The organism is Candidatus Zymogenaceae bacterium, assembly GCA_016931225.1.
Classification (GTDB): Bacteria; Desulfobacterota; Zymogenia; order Zymogenales; family Zymogenaceae; genus JAFGFE01.
Genome location: JAFGFE010000002.1, coordinates 89,912 through 106,931, shown reverse-complemented (window position 1 = coordinate 106,931; position 17,020 = coordinate 89,912). Strand labels below are relative to the sequence as shown.

The following is a 17,020-nucleotide window of genomic DNA, read 5'->3' as shown; positions in this document are numbered from 1 at the left end:
ATGCTATGATTACCGCTTCATCCGTCTGATGCACAGCTCCACGGCACGAAGCAGCGGATCGTGAACCTCGCTCACCGCCGGGCAATAGGCCAGCTCCAGGCGGAGAAGATCCGAAAGGGCGATCCCATATTCCAGGGCCATCCCGATAATGTTCACCCGCCACGCCGCACCATTCGACCCCACGACCTGTGCGCCCAGCGCTTTGCCGGTCGCCGAATCTCCCACCACCTTGACGGCGATCTCGTCTGACGCCCCCATGTAATCCGGGAGCGCCTTCATCTTTATCTTTCCGACTGCGGGCGTATATCCCCGGCCGACGGCCTCGGCCTCCGAAAATCCCGTTCCCGCAACCTCCAGCCCCCCGATCTTCGTCACGAACGTCCCGGCGGTTCCCCGGTAGGCCTCGTCGCCGCCGGCGGCGTTCCCTCCCGCCAACGTCCCCTGCTTGTAGGCGGACGTGGCAAGACGGATATACGTTTCTTTTCCGTCGATGACCGACCGTGGGACGATACAATCGCCGGCGGCGAAGACGTCCGGGGCGCTGGTATTCAGGCGCTCGTCCACCACGACGCCGTTTTTCCCGCACTCGATGCCGGAGCGTTCGGCAACGGCGACATTCGGGGCGAATCCCACGGCCAGAATCCCCAGATCCGCCCGAATCTCCTCACCGGCCACCGTCACCCCGCAAAACCGGGGCGCGCCGTCCTTCGTTTCCGACAACACGCCGTTCACCATCGCCCCGACGCGTCGGGAGATCCGAGTCCCCTCAAGATACGCATCGACGTGTTTCGCCATGTCATCGTCCAGGACCCCGGGAAGGAGCTGATCTTTTCCCTCCAGCACCATCACCGATGACATCCGCCGGGAAAGCGCCACGGCGGTTTCCAACCCGATGGCCCCCGCCCCCACAACCACCGCGGAACCGGCCCCGGACAGCTCCTCCTCAAGCGCTTCCAGGTCGTCCGGAGTCGTCAGGGTAAACAGACCCCTTCCTGTCACGTCGGCCGCCCCCTCGATAGGGGGGATCACCGGGCGATATCCCGTTGCGATGATCGCTCGATCATACGGGACGCGTTCATTCCGTGTGATGACCGATTTATTCTCCGTATCGATGGAAACCACATGTTCCCTGATACGGCTTACCTTCATACGCGACAGGCCGATGTCCTGAACCAGGCCCGCTGATTCTATCATCCCCTCCAGGGCGTAGGGAAGACCACACGCATGGGTGAGATCGTGAGACTTTGGATCTATGACTGTGATGCCCGCCTTCGGATTCGTCCGTTTTATGGACATGAGGGCGGCGTATCCCGCCGAGCCGAGACCGATGATCACAATGTCAGTCACGTCATGCTTTCAGTAACTATAGCGAAATGCTGATTCCTCACCGAACACCCGACATCGACACGCAGCTTCAGCGGGGTTCATTTTGAATCGTCGAAAAGCAGTGTAAAACACCTGAAAAAAATGTCAAGGCTTTTTCTATTTTTCTCCTCGGACAGAGGGACACTACTTCATTCCCTCCCTCCCCCTCAATCACCGCCGGTATGGCGCGGCTATCGGTGATGGCGGTCTTCGGATTCCTTCGACCCCGGGGATCGGTCGCTCCCTTCAGCGGCCTCCTTCGCCTTTTCGGCCCTGTTGAGGCTCTCCCTGAGGGCCCGCAGCTCCTCCAGCGACGCCCCGGCGGGCGCCGAGGGATTTCCGTACGAGCGGGGGAGATCCACAATCATATCACCGCTGCCCCAGGCGGCGGGGCTTCCCGTATCCGACTCATCGCATGTCCAGGCGCTGGGGCTTCCCAGCCACTCGTCGTACCCTGTCGGGTCGTCATCGAGGGTCAGGCTGGGCGGCTCCACCACGACCATATCCGGGAAGCAGGCGGACATAACGATGCCGCACACCAAAACACCCGCCCCGAGTACCAACACAAGAATCGGTTTGTGTATGCTCATCATTCGTCTCCATACCTGTTCTGTTTCGGGATCATTCGAGCCGTGCTATTCTTCGGACGGCCCCGGGCCGGCGTCATTTTTGGGAATAAACGACACGACCGAGCTCATCTCGGGACCCACAACTACCGGTTCGCCCACGCTCCCGCCGTGCCCGTCCACGGTCATGAAGCGTACCTCCCCCTCCCGGACGACGAGCCTCACCTCCCCGGTGTCGGCGGTTGTTTCCAAAACTGAGAGCGAGAACTCGGCGCCGTCGTCGGCGGGAACCGCCACGGCCGCGCCGGAAATGAGGGCGAATCCGTGGTCGGCGGGCCTCGCCGAAGCACTGCACGATACGCAGCCGCGGACCACCTCGACGACGATACGGCTCTTGTCGTACTCCTTGAGGACCTCCACGCCGCCGATCCCGGCGAAGTCCGCGATGCGAATCTCGGTGTCGGGATCGAGGCGGACCAGGTGTTTCCCGTCCATAAAGAGGGTCATGGTGCCCTTTTCCGACGTCTTCAGGCGGTGCCCCGGCAGCAGGTACATGCCGCTCACCACCCTGTTCCAGGAATCGGTGGATTCATCGAAGAAATATCCGTTGTGAAAAACGTCGATCACGGAACCTTCCAAAATCCCCTCTCCCACGGCACCCGAGGGAAAGAGAGACAGCGCCGCGATCAGGGCGCAGAGAAGCATGATCCGTCGTATCACTGCCGGTTTTTCCAGCATACATACCTCCCTTTTTTCATGTATACGGTACTTCGCACCACCCGGGGAGCGGTGTTCGCACTTCCGGGATGACATCTCGATCACCGAGCGTCGCGCAAACGCCGGTGGAGGGTGTATGGAGATGGGAGCATGAGGGTGAGCCGAAACGAGCGGGGCGAGCCGGAAATCTGCGGTGTCGGTCCGGCGGTCGTCGCATGATGGATGGTTCATACTACCCGTTTTCCCGGGCGAATACAATAAGGAAATAGTTATCCATAAAAACGTCTTTTCACAGCACCCTCCGGCGCACCCGACGCCGGCGGTTTCCTGTGCCTGTTTTCGGTTGTCAGTCCGGTCATTATCTGGTACAAAATAGGTACTGTTTAATATCACAGCCAGGAGTAGACATATGAATGTACAGTTCGACTATCAAAAAAGAATTGAAAAGATACATGAGGAGATGGAGAAGGAGGGGATCGACTTGCTCGTGGCCACCCGGCCCAAGAGCATCAACTACATCGCCGGGGCCTTCGTCCCCTGGCGGAGCGTTGTCCTCGTCTCCCGTGACGGGTACGTGGGGCTGAACACGATCCTCCACGACTACGCCCGGGTGTCCGATGAATCGTGGCTTTCCAACATCACCCCCACCGGCCCCGCGCCGGGGATGGAGCTGTGGGAGGTGACGGTGCGCCAGATAATTGAAAACGGCCTCGATAAAGGCGTCATCGGCATCGAGCTGGGCCACTCCCCCCGGATCATGACCGGCTGGATCATGGCGACGGAGAGGGATTACCTCGTCGAGTCGCTGCCCAAGGCGACCTTCACAAACGCCTGCCCCGTGACGGACCGGGCCCTCTATATCAAGGAGCCGGGGGAAGTGAAGCTCCTTCGCCAGGCATCGGCCATCGCCGACGCCGGGCAGGAGCGGGTCCGGGAATCGGTGAGGATCGGCATGAGCGAGACGGAGATCGCCGGCATCGCGGAGTTGGAGCTCAGAAAGAAGGGCAGCGAGTTTCACTGGGCGGTGACCGGCTCGACGGAGATCGCCTCGGGCTACCGCTCATGCTACCCCATGGGCGGCTGCAACCCGGCGTCGGAAAAGCTCGTCCAGCGGGGCGAGACGTTGATGGTGGACATCCACCCCACCTACCGGCACTACTACGCGGACCTGGCCCACAACTACATCCTGGGAAAACCGACCCCCGAGCAGCAGAAGCTCTCCGACGCATATACCAGCGCCGTGGAGCTTCTGGTGTCGTCCTTCAAGGCGGGCTCGAAGATCGGCGACGTCTTCAAAACCGTCAACGAGGAGCTCACACGCACAGGATACGCCCCCTACACCGTCCCCTGCTACGGCCACGGCATCGGCATCATCGGCCACGAGTGGTATCCGGCGATCATGGACAACGACGAATTCCGGGACATCGTTCTGGAGGAGAACGTGGTGGAGGTGGCATTCATGCAGATGAACGTGCCCGGGGTGGGGGGCATGCGCCTGGAAGCCAACGTCCTGGTGACGGCCGCCGGCGGCGAGATGCTCCATAAAACCCCCCTTCGGCCCACGGTGCTGGACCTGTAAGGACGCGCAAAGCACACAACCGCCGTTACGATACCAACTGGTGATACACACGGGGAGGGGGGGCGCCCCCCTTCCCCTCCCGCTTTTCAAACCGAAACCTGAGCGAGTGATGTGATGACCACCGATCCCCGCCTCCCGTCCCCCATCGTCGATTTTCATGTCCACCTCTTTCCCGACAAGATGTTCGACGCCATCTGGGAGTACTTCTCCAAGGGCTACGGCTGGGACGTACTCTACCAGTACTACTACCGGGAGACCATCGAATACTTGCGGCAAAACGGCGTGGGGCCCATCGTCTATTCCAATTACGCCCACAGGACCGGCGTGGCGAGGGGCCTGAACGAGTGGAACAAGGACGTCCTTTCCGAATACGACGATCTTTATTGTTTTGCCGCCTTCCACCCCGAGGACGACGACGCCCTCGATTACACAAAAGCCATCATAGACCACCCCCGGGTCCTGGGCTTCAAGCTCCAGCTCCTGGTGATGCCCTACTACCCCTGGGACGAGCGGTTTTTCAGGCTCTACGACCTGGTGATGAAAAAGGGAAAGCGGATTCTCTTCCACGTGGGAAACGGTCCTGTGGGACACGAATTAGTGGGGGTGGAAAACTTCAAGAAACTCCTTGCCAGATACCCCGACATCCCCGGCAACATCGCCCACATGGGGGCGCTGGAATACGGGGCGTTCTACGATCTGTTGGACGATCACCCAAATTTGTACATGGATACGTCGTTCGTCTTCTGCCCGGACATGGAAAACGGCTGCGACCTCCCGCCGGAAAAGCTCGCCGCAAAACAGGACCGCATCCTCTACGGATCGGACTTCCCCAACCTCATCTTCCGCCGCGAGTCGGAGATCGAAGAGCTCCTGTCGTTCAATTTTTCGGATGAATTCTACCGGAAGGTCTTTCGGGATAACGGGCTGGGGTTGATAGGATAGATAAATGTCTTATCTCGAAATCAGGCCTTTTGATTTTTGATAATCATAGGTTTCAAAAAGGAAATCAGAAATAGTTTTGGCTGCGTTTACAGCAAGCTTAGCATGATGTTTTGTAGGCCGATATGTTGTCCCATGGGAATCACTCATGATATTCCTCATTGGTGCAAGACCAGAAACAATACTGATTAAACCAGTTAAAACTTGACGAAGAGAATCACTAACATCTTCTCGACTTGGATCTAAGTTGAGATGTTTCTGTAACTGTCTAAACATCTTTACGAGATTACCTTCAAATCGATCAGAAGCTCCGGTGATATCTTCTTGGATGGCTAAGATAACTGTTTCCAATAATGACCTTGCGTTTGTAATAGCACCATTATAATCGCCTTCAGAGATCTTTCTATCGCACTTTGCTATATGTTCCTCAATAAAATGGAGTGTTAATTTTGGCAAACCATCTTGTTTTATTGTGAGATCAACAGATGTTCCTCTTATATCACGAATGATATTTTTTTTACCCTCAATAATAATCTCATATCCATCATATTCGAGGTATCTATTTAAGTAATCAACCGCTTCTTCACTAGTATGTTCAAAATCTAGAAAATGTATCGGTTCAAGAGAAACTAAAATTATTTCTTTAAGCGTTTCCGTTCCATTTTCTGATTCGATTCTACTTATGGCATATTGCCAGCGTGAAGGGAAACCTCTGCCGTAAGAATCATCCCAACCAAAATTGTTAAAAAATTTTACGAGTTCAGGACCAGTACGATATGGTGCTATGCATTCACCATTAATTGTTTTATTACCAGTTATGATACACCCTAAGGCAGATATTGTTTTATCTGATATAAACAATTTTATAAGCCTTATTTTCTCAAGTGGATTAAAAACTAAATATCGAATGAGAAATCAGGATTGAAAGTTATAGTTAGTAAACTCCCCCTCCTCGAGCAGAGTATAGTGATACTTCCCCCACCCCCAGCGGCCGGTGTTGATGTAGAGGCACGGGAATCCGTCGTCGGGCGATGCCGTTACCTGGGCGTGGTAGTGGCCGATCACCACGCCGTCGTACCCCTCCGCTTCCTTCTCCCGGCAGAACTCGATGACGTGATCCGACGCGGCGTACTCTTGTGACATCTCCTCGCTATGCTCCCTCCTGCTGAGCCTTCCCATGATCGTGCCGATGAGCTCAACGGGCCAGGCCGGGGCGAGAAACGTCACCAGCCAGATGACCGGGCTTCGGAGTATCCACCTCAGCAGCCGCGTGCCGATGTTTTTTTTGTTGATCTGGTCGCCGTGGGTGATAAAAAGACGTAAACCCTGGAGGGTCACCTCCGCGCCCTCGGGATAGACCACTGCGCCTGTGAGCCGTTTGAAAAGCCCTCCCATGAAGAAATCGTGATTCCCCTCGAAAAAGTGGATGGAGACGCCCCGGTGATATAAGGCCTCCAGGCGGGACATCACCGGGCGGTAGCGCTTTGGGATGGAGTAGTTATTAATCCAGACGTCAAAGAAGTCGCCCACGATGAAAAGCGCGTCGACACCCTTCCCATCATCGATCTTTCGCAATTCGCCGTCCAGAAAGGCGAGCATCGCCCGGTAGTTTTCATCTTCCGGGTCCTTCAGGTGGGCGTCGGAGATGAAGAGCGCTTTCCGGTAATCGACGTGCATGATTGAGGTTATTCGTCGGTTTTGGTCGTCTCTGTTTTTTCTTTCCCGTCCGGGTCCGGCTTCTCCGGCGGCGTCTCGTCCTCGTCGTCGTCCTCTTCGATTTCCGCGGGCTTCTTCCCGAAGAAATACGCCACCAATATGCTGACCCCGTAGAGAATTATCAGGGGGCCGGCCATCATGAGCTGGGTGACCACGTCCGGCGGCGTCAGCATGGCGCCCACCACGAAGATGCCCAGCAGGGCATACCGAGAATATTTCAGCATCATCCTGTGGTTCACCAGCCCCAGCCGGGCGAGGACAAGGGTGGCCAGGGGCATCTCAAAGACAACCCCGAAGGCGATGAGAAGCTTCGCGGCCAAGGAGAGGTATTCCTTGATGGAGGGCAGCGGCTTGATGACTTCGCTGGCGTAGTTTCCGATGAGAAACTTGAATCCCCAGGGGAACACCACGAAATAGCCGAAACAGGCGCCGCCCACAAACAGGACGGCGGAAATGATCGCCACCGGGATGAGGATCGTGCGCTCCTTCTTGTAGAGACCGGGGGAAATGAAGGCCCATATCTGGTACATAATATAGGGCGACACAAGAAAGACCCCGGCCAGGAGGCCCACCTTCAGGTAGGTGAAAAACCCCTCGGTGACGCCGGTGTAGATGAGGTGGGTCCCCTCGGGCAGCGTATCCACCAGGGGCTGCATGATGTAACCATATATATCTTCGGCCTTCCAGTAGCAGGCGGCAAACCCAAGGGCCGCCGCCACGATGATCTTGAGCAGCCGGCTGCGAAGCTCCTCCAGGTGTTCGAGGATGCTCATGGTCGCGCCGTCTTCAAGGATATCGCGCTTTTTCCCTTCGGTACCGCTCTCTTTTTCTTCCGCGTTGTTCTTTTTTTCTTCGTCGGCGTTTGCCAAGCTGCCCCCCCGCTACCCTTTCAGTTCCTTGTCGCCGCCCGGAGCCTTTTTCGCCTCATCCGGTGCGGCCGTGTCTTTCGTATCCTGATCCTGCGCGGTTGTTTCCGCCTGTTTTCCAGCGTCCGCGCCGGCTTTTTCGGCGGATGAATCTTCCTTCGGCGCGCCCTTCTTGGCGGCTTCCTTCTTCGCCCGCTCCTTCTTTTCCCCCTCCTCCATCATCTTGTCGAAGACCTTGCTGGGATTGACGGTATCCCGCACCCCGTCCATGGCTTTTCGAAGCTCAGAAAGCCCCTTGCCGACGGTCTTTGCCAATTCCGGGAGCTGTTTCGGCCCCAAAATCAACAGGGCGATGACCAGGATGATGATAATCTCCTGGGTGCTGATGCCGAACATATCCTCACCTCCAGAAGAGAATCATACGGGCTTTTATGCCGGGTGTCAAGGCCTATACCGACGGGAACCGGTTTACTTTTCGGAAGAAAGCGGTATGATAGAAGATACGAAATGAAAGGAGATACACTATGAATCGATATGTGCGATATCTACCGATAATTCTATCGCTGTTTCTCATCGTGCTGGCCGCCTCCCCGGCGGCGGCGACTGATGTGGAAAAATACACACTCCCCAACGGACTGACCGTCATCCTCGCCCCGGACCCGTCGTCGTTTGCCGTGGCCATGAACGTCTGGGTGGGGGTGGGAAGCTTTGACGAGGACCCGGAACAATCGGGCATCGCTCACTTCACCGAGCACCTCCTGTTCAAGGGGTCCGACACCCTGGGCCCCGGAGAGGGGGCCGCCGTCATCGAGGCGTGCGGCGGTTTCATGAACGCCCACACGTCGCTTGATTGCACCGTGATCGATGCGACGGTCTCCAGCAGGTTTCTCGAAACGATGATCGCGGTCGTTGCCGATCACGCCCTCTTCGCCACGTTCCCTGAAGACGAGGTGGATCGAGAGCGGCTGGTGGTCCTGGAGGAGATCTGCATGATCAACGACGACCCGGGGAGAACTCACCTCTGGACGCACTTCGCAGACGCCTTTGTCGATCATCCCTACTCCCGCCCGATCCTCGGAACCAGCGAAATCGTCTCCTCCATCACCCGGGACGAGCTGTATCGGTTCTACCGAACCCACTATGTACCCGAGAACATGGTGGTGGTGCTGGCCGGAGATTTCGACACGAAAGAGGCGAAAGAGCTGATCAAGACATATTTCGGCGCGACCGATCGGGACGGCGCACCGGATAAACAGCAATACGACAATCCCATGAACTCAGGCCTCGTGGTGGACGGCCTGAACGAACGGGTGGAGATCGCCCGACTGATTATGGGATTCAACATCCCCCCCATCACCGACGACGATCTCTACGCCCTGGACGTGTCGTCCCATATTGTGGGGGACGGCACCGGCTCCCGACTCTATCGACGGCTGGTGGACGAGGAGCGCCTGGCGTACGGGGTGGATACCTACTCATACACCCCCAACGAGGCGGGGCTGTTCATGGTCACCGCGTCTCTGGAATCCGCTCACATCCCCGAGGCGGTGGAGCTGATCATCCGGGAGATGCGGGGCCTGGTCATACATCCCGTGACCGATACGGAGCTTGAGGCCGCGAAGACCGCCTTTTTCGCCGATTTCATCTACGGCAAGGAAACGGTGGAGGGGATCGCCGAGTCTTTGGGGTTTTTCGAGTCGGCCCTGGGGGACGTGAGCTTTGAAAAAAAATACCTGGGCGAGGTAACACGGTTGACGGATAGAGACATCACATCCGTGGCGGACCGCTACTTCACCCGGGACAACCTGACCATAACGTTCATGCTTCCCCCGGATGAGTCGGTGCCGGAGATGATCGACGCCGTGACCGGGGCCGTCGACGCCGCGTTTGAGGGGGGAGAGGCGCCCGTCGTCGCCGTCGAGGAGCCGATCCTCGAGGAGGGCCCCCTGGGATACCGGGTAGTACTTCCCAACGGTGCGGTGCTGGTCATTCGGGAGGATCACGACCTTGAGGTGGTGGCGGTCATCGCCGCCTTCAACGGCGGGGGACTGTCGGAAACAAAAGAGACCAACGGCGTCAGCAACATGCTGGCCCTGATGTGGGACAAGGGAACGGAAGACGACACGGCCCGGGCCTTGACCGAGCGGGCGGACGACATCGCCGGGAGCTTTTACGGTTTTTCCGGGCGAAACACCTTCGGCCTGAAGGGGGAGTTTCTCTCCATGTATGACGAGGAGGGATTCGATCTCTTCTTCGAGATGCTGCTTTCCCCCTCCTTCGATACCGACGAGTTGGAAAAGATACGGGAAAAGGTGATCGCGGGGAAAAAGGTGAAGGACGAGGATCCCTTCTCTGTTGTGGCCACGACCTTCCGGGAGGCCCTCTATAATGGTCACTCCTACGGCTTTACCATTGAGGGGGAGCTGGAAAACATCCGTGATATCAGCCGGGAGGATCTTATTGCCTATTACGAGCACTTCGTCGTTCCCTCGAACATGGTCATCGCCGTCTCCGGAGACGTGGACCCGGAGAAAATCCTCTCTGACGTGATGGACGCCATCGGCGATATGCCCGCATCCGAAAAACCGGTCATCGAAAGAACGGAGCCCTCGCCGCCGAGATCTCCCGTCCGGGTGTCCAAGCACATGGACGACAAGGAGCAGACCCACCTGTTGATCGGATTCCTGACGGCGCCCTTCACGAGCGAGGACTCCTATCCGCTGGAGGTCCTCTCCATGATTTTATCGGGACACGGCGGGCGGCTGTTCGTCGCCCTCCGGGAGGAACAGGGGCTGGCGTATTCGGTGCACGCCTTCAGCCAGGGCGGGGTGGATCCGGGATTTTTCGCGGTCTATATCGCCACCGCTCCGAAGAACGAGAAAACAGCCGCGGACGGCATGATGGAAGAGCTTTCACGGATCAAAAACGAGCCGGTGACGGAAGAGGAGCTTCTCCGGGCGCAGGTCTTCCTGGTGGGCCAGCACGACCTGGGCCTCCAGGCGAATATCGACATGGCCACCTCCATGGCCCTCAACGAGCTGTACGGATTCGGGTATGATTTCGACCTGCAATACGGCGACAAGATCATGGCGGTGAGCATAGACGACATTCGGAACGTGGGTGAGCGCTATCTCGATTTCAAGAGCCTCGTGGAGGTGACCGTCGGCCCCTGAGGATTTTGACCCTGGGGATTCTGTCCTTTGACGGAAAACATCAGAATCGACGCCGCCAGCGCAAACATCGCACCGAGAAGAAACGCCGATCGGGATCCCAAAAAATCCCACATGAATCCAAAGATAAGACTCGCCGGGAAGGCGGCCAGGCCCACCGTCAGGTGGAAAAAGCCGAAGGCCGTCCCCCGGCTTTCCTCGGAGACCAGCTCCGCCATGAACGCCCGCTCTGTCCCCTCAGTCAGACCGTAATAGATGCCATACACGCCGAAGAGCACCCACACACCCACAGCGCTCTCAGTAGCGGCGAATAACGCATAAATCACCGCGTACACCAGCCATCCGGCCAAGATAGTCTGCTTTTTCCCCTTCCGATCGGCCAGCATGCCCCCCGGGATCGATGTCGTGCTTTTCACCACGTGCAGGACGATCCAGATGACCGGGATGTGGATCATTTTTATGCCCGCGTCCGTCGCCTTGAGGAGAAGAAACGCATCCGACGCGTTCCCAAGAGAAAACAGCAGCACCGCCGCAAGGTATCGCTTTACCGTCTCATCAAGGGAGGAAAATCCCCGGACCGGAGGAAGATCCTCCGCCTTTTTTTCAACCGGGACCTCCCTGACGAGGAACCCGACAATCAACAATACGACGACCCCAGGAATCGCCGAGAGAAGAAAGAGGGTGCGAAGATCATTCCCGATATGCGGAAGAATGAGAACCGCCGCCAGGGGTCCCGCCACCGCCCCGGCATGATCCAGCGCCCGTTGGAATCCGAACGCCGTCCCCCGTCGTTCCGACGACACCGAATCGGCGAGCAGGGCGTCCCTGGGCGCGGTCCTGACGCCCTTGCCGACCCGGTCGGAAAACCGAAGAAGCATGACGTGCCACCAGGTGCCGGCGATTCCCATCAACGGCCTGACGATGTTGGAGAGGGTATACCCGAAGACGAATATCGGCTTTCGCTTGCCCAGGGTGTCGGACATTCGACCCGAGAAATACTTGAGAATCGCGGAAGTGCTCTCCGCGACACCTTCTATTGCACCCAGCACCGTTCCCCCCACCCCCAATACAACGGTGAGGAAAACGGGCAGGAGGGGATATATCATCTCCGAGGCGAAATCGTTGAAAAAGCTGACAACCCCGAGATAAAAGACATTTCGACCGCCGAGAGTCCCGGTATCTTCAAGCGTTTTTTTACGAAGAGTCATGCCATTGTCCTGCTATTTTTGCGGGCCGGGCGCCTTTCCGTTTCCCCCCCGATCCGTTTCGGAACATCATATCACGACAACAGTATTTCGTGACTACAAAATCTCATTTATCGAACATCCGGAGAACACGGTATATTCTGAGCAGATTTAAAATTGCTGGAACATCTCCCGACTCCATGGGGTCATACACGGTAACGGAGATTACCCTTGAAAAAACATTTCTTTGTATGGTAATATAAGAGATTATCACTCATAAGGAGATACCCCATGTGGAACCGGAATACCATCTTCCACAGGTTCGGATACGTTGTTTTGCTCACGTGTGCCGTTATGCTGTCGTCATGCGTCACCTATACCACCATCGGCACCTCGCGGATGCCCTCCCCCGACCAGGAAATGGCCAACGCATATACCCAGGCGGACAACGCCTTCCGATCCGGTCGATACACAGAGGCCCTGGAGGGATATCTCGATTATATCAACGACTATTCCCCCAACACACTGACCGACAACGCCCTGAACAAGGCCGGAGACATCTACCGCGCCCGGGGAGAGCTTTCCTCGGCCCAGTCGATGTATCTTAGAATCATACAGGACTTCGTCTATTCAGACAGCTATACCGACGCCCGCTACAAGCTGGGACAAATATACTACTCCCAGGGACGATACTCCGACGCCATCAATATGCTCACCTCGCTGGTGGACGAGCCCGGCACCGGCGCCGCCACCACCGCAACATACAATACCCTGGCAAAAAGCTACATGATGCTCGGGGAATATTACCACGCCGTTTTCTGGTTCAACGAGGCGGCCCGATCCACCTACGAGGTGTCGGTCAAGGAGGAGGCCCAGGAAAACATCAAGCTGCTCCTTGAAAATTACCTGGATGAGGATGAGCTGGAAGACATCGCCGACGAATACGACGACACCCCCGCGGGGGGATACGCAGCCTATATCCTTGCCCAGCGGTACATCGCCCGGGGAGACCTGGACGACGCTCGCACAGAGTTGCTGAAAATCGTCCGCACCCAGCCGGACCATGAATACTACTACGAGGCCCAGGGGATGCTCAAGGAAACCCAGGGCATGCCGTATTCTTCCGAGATATCCGTGGGCGTTATCCTGCCCCTCTCGGGCCGGGCCTCGGTCTTCGGCCGGAAGGTCAGAAACGGCCTGGAGCTGGCCTCCGGCGCCCTCGGCTATACCGACGGCCCGAAAATCAGGCTGATCTTCAAGGACTCCGCCGGAGACGAGGACACCGCCTCGTACGCCGTCAAGGAACTCGCGCGAGACGAAGATGTGGTGCTCATCATCGGCCCCATGCTTAAGGACACGGCCCTGGCCGCCGCACGAGAGGCACAGTTGCAGGGCATCCCCATCATCACCCTGACGAAGGAACAGAGCATCACCGACCTGGGAGATTACGTGTTCAGAAACTTTCTGACCAATCCGGACGAAATATCGGGCCTGGTCAGATATGTAGTGCAGGGAAAGGGCCTGTGCCGTTTCGCGATACTCTACCCGGATGACGCATACGGACAGGAAATGAAGGAGCTGTTCAGCCGGTACGTGGGATATTACGGCTGCAGCATCGTGGGAGAGTATTCCTACACCGGAGAAACCGCGGACTTTCGCTCGGTCATCAAGGACCTCCTTGACCTCACCGGAAGCACGAAGAGCGCCACAACCTTCGACGCCCTGTTCATACCCGACTACTACAACACCGTGGGAACCATCATCCCCTACGTCTACTACTACAACCTGAAAACGGTTACATTATTGGGAACCGACGGCTGGAATGATCCCGCGATTCTGGACATCGCCGGAGATTTCATGATCGGCTCCTACTTCGCCGACGCCTTCACCCCCGACAGCGACGATCCCGCCATCAAAAGCTTCGTCGAGGATTTTACCTCGATCTTCGGCTTCAAGCCGGGCGTCCTGGAGGCATACGGGTATGATACCGTCAAGATGGTCCAGTATCTCATCAGGTCACAGGGCGTCGACGGCCGTGACGACATGAGAGAGGCGCTCCTCTCTATCAGGGGATATGAGGGAGTAACCGGATATACGACCATCGAGCGAAACGGCGACTCCACCAAGGATCCGCTGATCCTCACCGTGATGGAATCGGAAGCCGAGCGCACCATGACCATTTCTGAGGAGCCGGAAGAGGGCGTCGCCATAGCCTCCGAGCTGAACGAAGACGCCGCCACCGAGTTCGTCATCGTGGAAGTTCCCGATTCCCGCAGATACTAACATGCATTCTTCCCGTCGCGCATCGGAGGGTCTCGGCGTCCGGCACACAAAGACCAGGCCCTCCCGGCTGCTTTACGCCCTTGTCCTGATACTGGCGCTTTCCTATGGACTCTCCAGAATCGGCGGCCTTTCCGGTGCGGATACCGTCGTTATTGAGGTGTTCGACGGCGACACAATCGAACTCTCCGACGGCCGGAAAATCCGTTACATCGGCCTGGACGCCCCGGAGACCGGCGGCTACCGCCCCGCCGAGTATTACGGGGAACAATCCAAACGCCTCAACAGCGACCTGGTGCTCGGAAAAAGAGTCACCGTCGTCACCGATATCGAGACGACCGATGTGTACGGAAGGACCCTGGCATACGTCTTCGTCGACGATACATTCGTCAACGAAGTATTGATCCGGGAGGGGGCCGCCCTTGCCCTTCCCTATCCTCCCAACCTTCTCTACCAGGACCTGTTCTACGCCGCCATGAAACAGGCCCGGACGGAAGAAAAGGGAATGTGGGCGAACACCGACGCTTGGATGATCCCCCAGGTTGAGGCCGATGAATATATTGGCCTGTCAAAAACAATCATGGGTACGGTGATCGCGTCGGAGACGACCGACATCGGAGTATTTCTGAACTTCGGGGTTGATTACACAACCGACTTCACGGTCTTCATCCAAACATCCGACCTCGACGCCTTTTATAGAGAAGGCATCGAGGATCCCGCGCGGCATTACCGGGGCAGGCGAGTCGAGGTCACCGGCACCGTCACGGACAAAAACGGCCCCTCCATCCGCATCACATCCCCCTGCCAGATATACATCCGTCCCTGAAACGAAAACGGCCCCGATGTAACCGGGGCCGTTCTTTGTGTCATCATATGTCTGTGTGATGCGGTATGTCCGCCTATTTCGACGGCAGGGACGCCTGAGGCTCGGTCAGGGTAAATGATCCCGCTTCGATCCACTTCTTCAGCGTCTCCGCGATCTCCCGGGCCCGCATCCGGCTGGAGAGGGGCGCCGTCTGGATCGTGTGCCCCGAAAAAGTAATGGTTCCGCTGTTGAGGGAGGCGTAATCCACCGTACCCATTACTTCGCCCGTGGCCTGGGGGAAGTCGATGCTGTAATCGACGACGGGGGCGGTGATCTCCTCGTCGGAGATGGACGTGTGATGGGCCATCTCCTCGTTGAGAATCGGGATCGGGACGCCCAGGCCGACCATCATGGAACATCCATACCCGATCATGCTGATGCCCGCCATAAAGCGGGATGACATCCCCTTCATCTCCCCCAGGACCGACAGTGTCCCGGACGGGACGGTGGGCACGCCCTTTTCCCCCCGAGCCACCTTCGGATTGTGCTGGGTGCCGTGCCAGACGACATACCCCACCCCGCCGCCAAGGAATATCCGGGTACCCAGGCCGATGGTCTTGAAATAGGGGTCGTTCAGCAGCGGGGAGAGGGCACCCGCACTGCTGTAGTTCGCGTTCCCCAGCTTCGGACGCAGTACGCCCATGTAGGTATAGAGGGTTTTATCTCCCTTGTTCACCGCCACGTTGTAGTTCTGATAGGCGTTTCGCGGATTGAACATTACTGCGAAGGGAAAATCCTTGAGCCGTACCTTCTTGGTGATTTTTCGATTCGGGTAGCAGTCGGTTCCGTAGGATTCGGCCTCGAGAACAATGGTCTTCCCGGCGATCAGGTCTGATATGACATGGCCCCCTCCGTAGGTAAAGCGCCCCGGAAAGACCTTGTTCAACGGATCGTCCCTGGTCGGCTCCGTGGCGCCGATATAACCGTCCACGGCGGCGATCCCGGAATACGCCGGTACATTGTTCAGCACCAGGTTCGACGCCCTGATTCTCGGCTTCGAATGTCCGAAATTGAGAAACGCCCCGGAAGAGCACATGGGGCCGAATGTGCCGGTGGTGACCACGTCCACCCGTTTCGCGGCGCCGACTTCCCCCTCCTTCCTGACGATATCGACCATCTCCTCGGCGGTCACCACTACCGCCTGTCCCTTTTTGATTCTCTCATTGATTTCAGCGATACTTTTTACAACTTGGTGTGATGCCATATTTCTTCTCGTTATCTGTGATGGGAGCGTACCGAATATCCCCTGTCATCGCCCGGGATCAATAACATCGGGCGAACGGAAGTTTTCTTGGGTTGACCTTTTTCTCCCCAAGAAAGATGTTTTGACGCACCCTTTTTTTATTGATCTTCAGATCGAAGTTGAGGCACGGGGCGTCCCCGGCGACCTCAAACTCAAACTCAAGCTGCTCCTCATCGGTCAGGTATGAAAACTCAATCACCCGGTTATCATTGAGGACAACGTCGTTATAGCCCATCTTTTTTTCATCGGGCAGGTTCAATTCCTCGATCGTCCCCCTGGTAACCGTAATATCGCCTGTAAACAGCGTCATGATTTCTTTCGTCACCGTGACGACATGCCAGACGTCATCCTTGTCCCGCCAGATGTAATATCCCATCTGGGGCTCATCCTCAAATTTCGGCTTTTCAAGACAATCGACGGACGCATCCACGGCCAGGACCGTGTACGAAAAGATCGCCACCGCCCCCGCCAATAAAGCCGCCAGAAAGATCTTGAACATCTTAACCGATTGTTTTTTCATGTAGCTCCCC

At 57.1% G+C, this 17,020-nt stretch carries 15 protein-coding genes; 5 read left to right on the top strand and 10 right to left on the bottom strand.

Going from position 1 to position 17,020, the window contains the following annotated elements; translation table 11 throughout:
* Window positions 1-9: 9 nt before the first annotated feature.
* The 3 genes from JW885_00635 to JW885_00625 form a co-directional block, all read right to left on the bottom strand.
* Window positions 10-1,347 (bottom strand): FAD-dependent oxidoreductase, encoded by a 1,338-nt coding sequence (locus JW885_00635; GenBank protein MBN1880649.1) that lies wholly within the window; start codon window positions 1,345-1,347, stop codon window positions 10-12.
* A 209-nt stretch (window positions 1,348-1,556) separates the two neighbouring features.
* Window positions 1,557-1,955 carry a hypothetical protein gene (locus JW885_00630; protein ID MBN1880648.1) on the bottom strand — a complete coding sequence of 133 codons (399 nt, stop codon included), beginning with the start codon at window positions 1,953-1,955 and terminating at the stop codon, window positions 1,557-1,559.
* Window positions 1,956-2,000: 45 nt separating this feature from the next.
* Window positions 2,001-2,669, bottom strand: a complete 669-nt coding sequence (locus tag JW885_00625) for a FecR domain-containing protein (protein MBN1880647.1) — start codon at window positions 2,667-2,669, stop codon at window positions 2,001-2,003.
* 388 nt (window positions 2,670-3,057) lie between these two features.
* On the opposite strand from JW885_00625, the gene JW885_00620 reads away from it, so the two are divergent.
* Both JW885_00620 and JW885_00615 read left to right on the top strand, forming a co-directional pair.
* Window positions 3,058-4,227, top strand: a complete 1,170-nt coding sequence (locus JW885_00620) for an aminopeptidase P family protein (GenBank protein ID MBN1880646.1) — start codon at window positions 3,058-3,060, stop codon at window positions 4,225-4,227.
* 114 nt (window positions 4,228-4,341) lie between these two features.
* The gene (locus JW885_00615) at window positions 4,342-5,169 is read left to right on the top strand and encodes an amidohydrolase (GenBank protein MBN1880645.1); all 828 of its coding nucleotides are present in this window, start codon (window positions 4,342-4,344) and stop codon (window positions 5,167-5,169) included.
* Between the two features lie 9 nt (window positions 5,170-5,178).
* Here the strand turns inward: JW885_00615 and JW885_00610 are convergent, their stop codons facing one another.
* The 4 genes from JW885_00610 to JW885_00595 all read right to left on the bottom strand — a co-directional run bounded on the left by JW885_00610 (window position 5,179) and on the right by JW885_00595 (window position 8,144).
* Window positions 5,179-6,027, bottom strand: coding sequence for an abortive infection family protein (locus tag JW885_00610; protein ID MBN1880644.1), 849 nt, complete (start codon window positions 6,025-6,027; stop codon window positions 5,179-5,181).
* Window positions 6,028-6,081: 54 nt separating this feature from the next.
* The gene (locus tag JW885_00605) at window positions 6,082-6,843 is read right to left on the bottom strand and encodes a UDP-2,3-diacylglucosamine diphosphatase (protein ID MBN1880643.1); all 762 of its coding nucleotides are present in this window, start codon (window positions 6,841-6,843) and stop codon (window positions 6,082-6,084) included.
* 8 nt (window positions 6,844-6,851) lie between these two features.
* Window positions 6,852-7,655: a twin-arginine translocase subunit TatC gene (gene tatC, locus JW885_00600; protein MBN1880642.1), complete on the bottom strand. Its 804-nt coding sequence runs from the start codon at window positions 7,653-7,655 to the stop codon at window positions 6,852-6,854.
* A gap of 108 nt (window positions 7,656-7,763) precedes the next feature.
* Entirely contained in the window at window positions 7,764-8,144 is a 381-nt protein-coding gene (locus tag JW885_00595) for a twin-arginine translocase TatA/TatE family subunit (GenBank protein ID MBN1880641.1), read from the bottom strand.
* A 128-nt stretch (window positions 8,145-8,272) separates the two neighbouring features.
* On the opposite strand from JW885_00595, the gene JW885_00590 reads away from it, so the two are divergent.
* Complete coding sequence (locus tag JW885_00590) at window positions 8,273-10,921, top strand: insulinase family protein (protein ID MBN1880640.1); 2,649 nt, start codon at window positions 8,273-8,275, stop codon at window positions 10,919-10,921.
* Here the strand turns inward: JW885_00590 and JW885_00585 are convergent.
* Window positions 10,876-12,126 (bottom strand): MFS transporter, encoded by a 1,251-nt coding sequence (locus JW885_00585; GenBank protein ID MBN1880639.1) that lies wholly within the window; start codon window positions 12,124-12,126, stop codon window positions 10,876-10,878. The genes JW885_00590 and JW885_00585 overlap by 46 nt on opposite strands.
* 267 nt (window positions 12,127-12,393) lie before the next feature.
* Here JW885_00585 and JW885_00580 point away from each other — a divergent pair, with 267 nt between their 5' ends.
* The gene (locus JW885_00580; protein ID MBN1880638.1) at window positions 12,394-14,385 is read left to right on the top strand and encodes a penicillin-binding protein activator; all 1,992 of its coding nucleotides are present in this window, start codon (window positions 12,394-12,396) and stop codon (window positions 14,383-14,385) included.
* A 1-nt stretch (window position 14,386) separates the two neighbouring features.
* A complete protein-coding gene (locus JW885_00575; protein ID MBN1880637.1) occupies window positions 14,387-15,208 on the top strand; it encodes a thermonuclease family protein in 822 nt (273 codons plus the stop codon).
* A 73-nt stretch (window positions 15,209-15,281) separates the two neighbouring features.
* On the opposite strand, the gene JW885_00570 is transcribed toward JW885_00575, so the two are convergent.
* Both JW885_00570 and JW885_00565 read right to left on the bottom strand, forming a co-directional pair.
* Complete coding sequence (locus tag JW885_00570; protein ID MBN1880636.1) at window positions 15,282-16,451, bottom strand: homocysteine biosynthesis protein; 1,170 nt, start codon at window positions 16,449-16,451, stop codon at window positions 15,282-15,284.
* Window positions 16,452-16,509: 58 nt separating this feature from the next.
* Window positions 16,510-17,010 (bottom strand): hypothetical protein, encoded by a 501-nt coding sequence (locus tag JW885_00565; protein ID MBN1880635.1) that lies wholly within the window; start codon window positions 17,008-17,010, stop codon window positions 16,510-16,512.
* Window positions 17,011-17,020 lie beyond the last annotated feature (10 nt).

What these genes read in the sequence shown, in the direction of transcription:
- JW885_00630 (MBN1880648.1), bottom strand. Translation starts at nt 1,955, where the DNA reads ATGAGCATACACAAACCGATTCTTGTGTTGGTACTCGGGGCGGGTGTT.
- JW885_00625 (MBN1880647.1), bottom strand. Translation starts at nt 2,669, where the DNA reads ATGCTGGAAAAACCGGCAGTGATACGACGGATCATGCTTCTCTGCGCC.
- JW885_00620 (MBN1880646.1), top strand. Translation starts at nt 3,058, where the DNA reads ATGAATGTACAGTTCGACTATCAAAAAAGAATTGAAAAGATACATGAG.
- JW885_00615 (MBN1880645.1), top strand. Translation starts at nt 4,342, where the DNA reads ATGACCACCGATCCCCGCCTCCCGTCCCCCATCGTCGATTTTCATGTC.
- JW885_00605 (MBN1880643.1), bottom strand. Translation starts at nt 6,843, where the DNA reads ATGCACGTCGATTACCGGAAAGCGCTCTTCATCTCCGACGCCCACCTG.
- tatC (MBN1880642.1), bottom strand. Translation starts at nt 7,655, where the DNA reads ATGAGCATCCTCGAACACCTGGAGGAGCTTCGCAGCCGGCTGCTCAAG.
- JW885_00595 (MBN1880641.1), bottom strand. Translation starts at nt 8,144, where the DNA reads ATGTTCGGCATCAGCACCCAGGAGATTATCATCATCCTGGTCATCGCC.
- JW885_00590 (MBN1880640.1), top strand. Translation starts at nt 8,273, where the DNA reads ATGAATCGATATGTGCGATATCTACCGATAATTCTATCGCTGTTTCTC.
- JW885_00585 (MBN1880639.1), bottom strand. Translation starts at nt 12,126, where the DNA reads ATGACTCTTCGTAAAAAAACGCTTGAAGATACCGGGACTCTCGGCGGT.
- JW885_00580 (MBN1880638.1), top strand. Translation starts at nt 12,394, where the DNA reads ATGTGGAACCGGAATACCATCTTCCACAGGTTCGGATACGTTGTTTTG.
- JW885_00575 (MBN1880637.1), top strand. Translation starts at nt 14,387, where the DNA reads ATGCATTCTTCCCGTCGCGCATCGGAGGGTCTCGGCGTCCGGCACACA.
- JW885_00570 (MBN1880636.1), bottom strand. Translation starts at nt 16,451, where the DNA reads ATGGCATCACACCAAGTTGTAAAAAGTATCGCTGAAATCAATGAGAGA.
- JW885_00565 (MBN1880635.1), bottom strand. Translation starts at nt 17,010, where the DNA reads ATGAAAAAACAATCGGTTAAGATGTTCAAGATCTTTCTGGCGGCTTTA.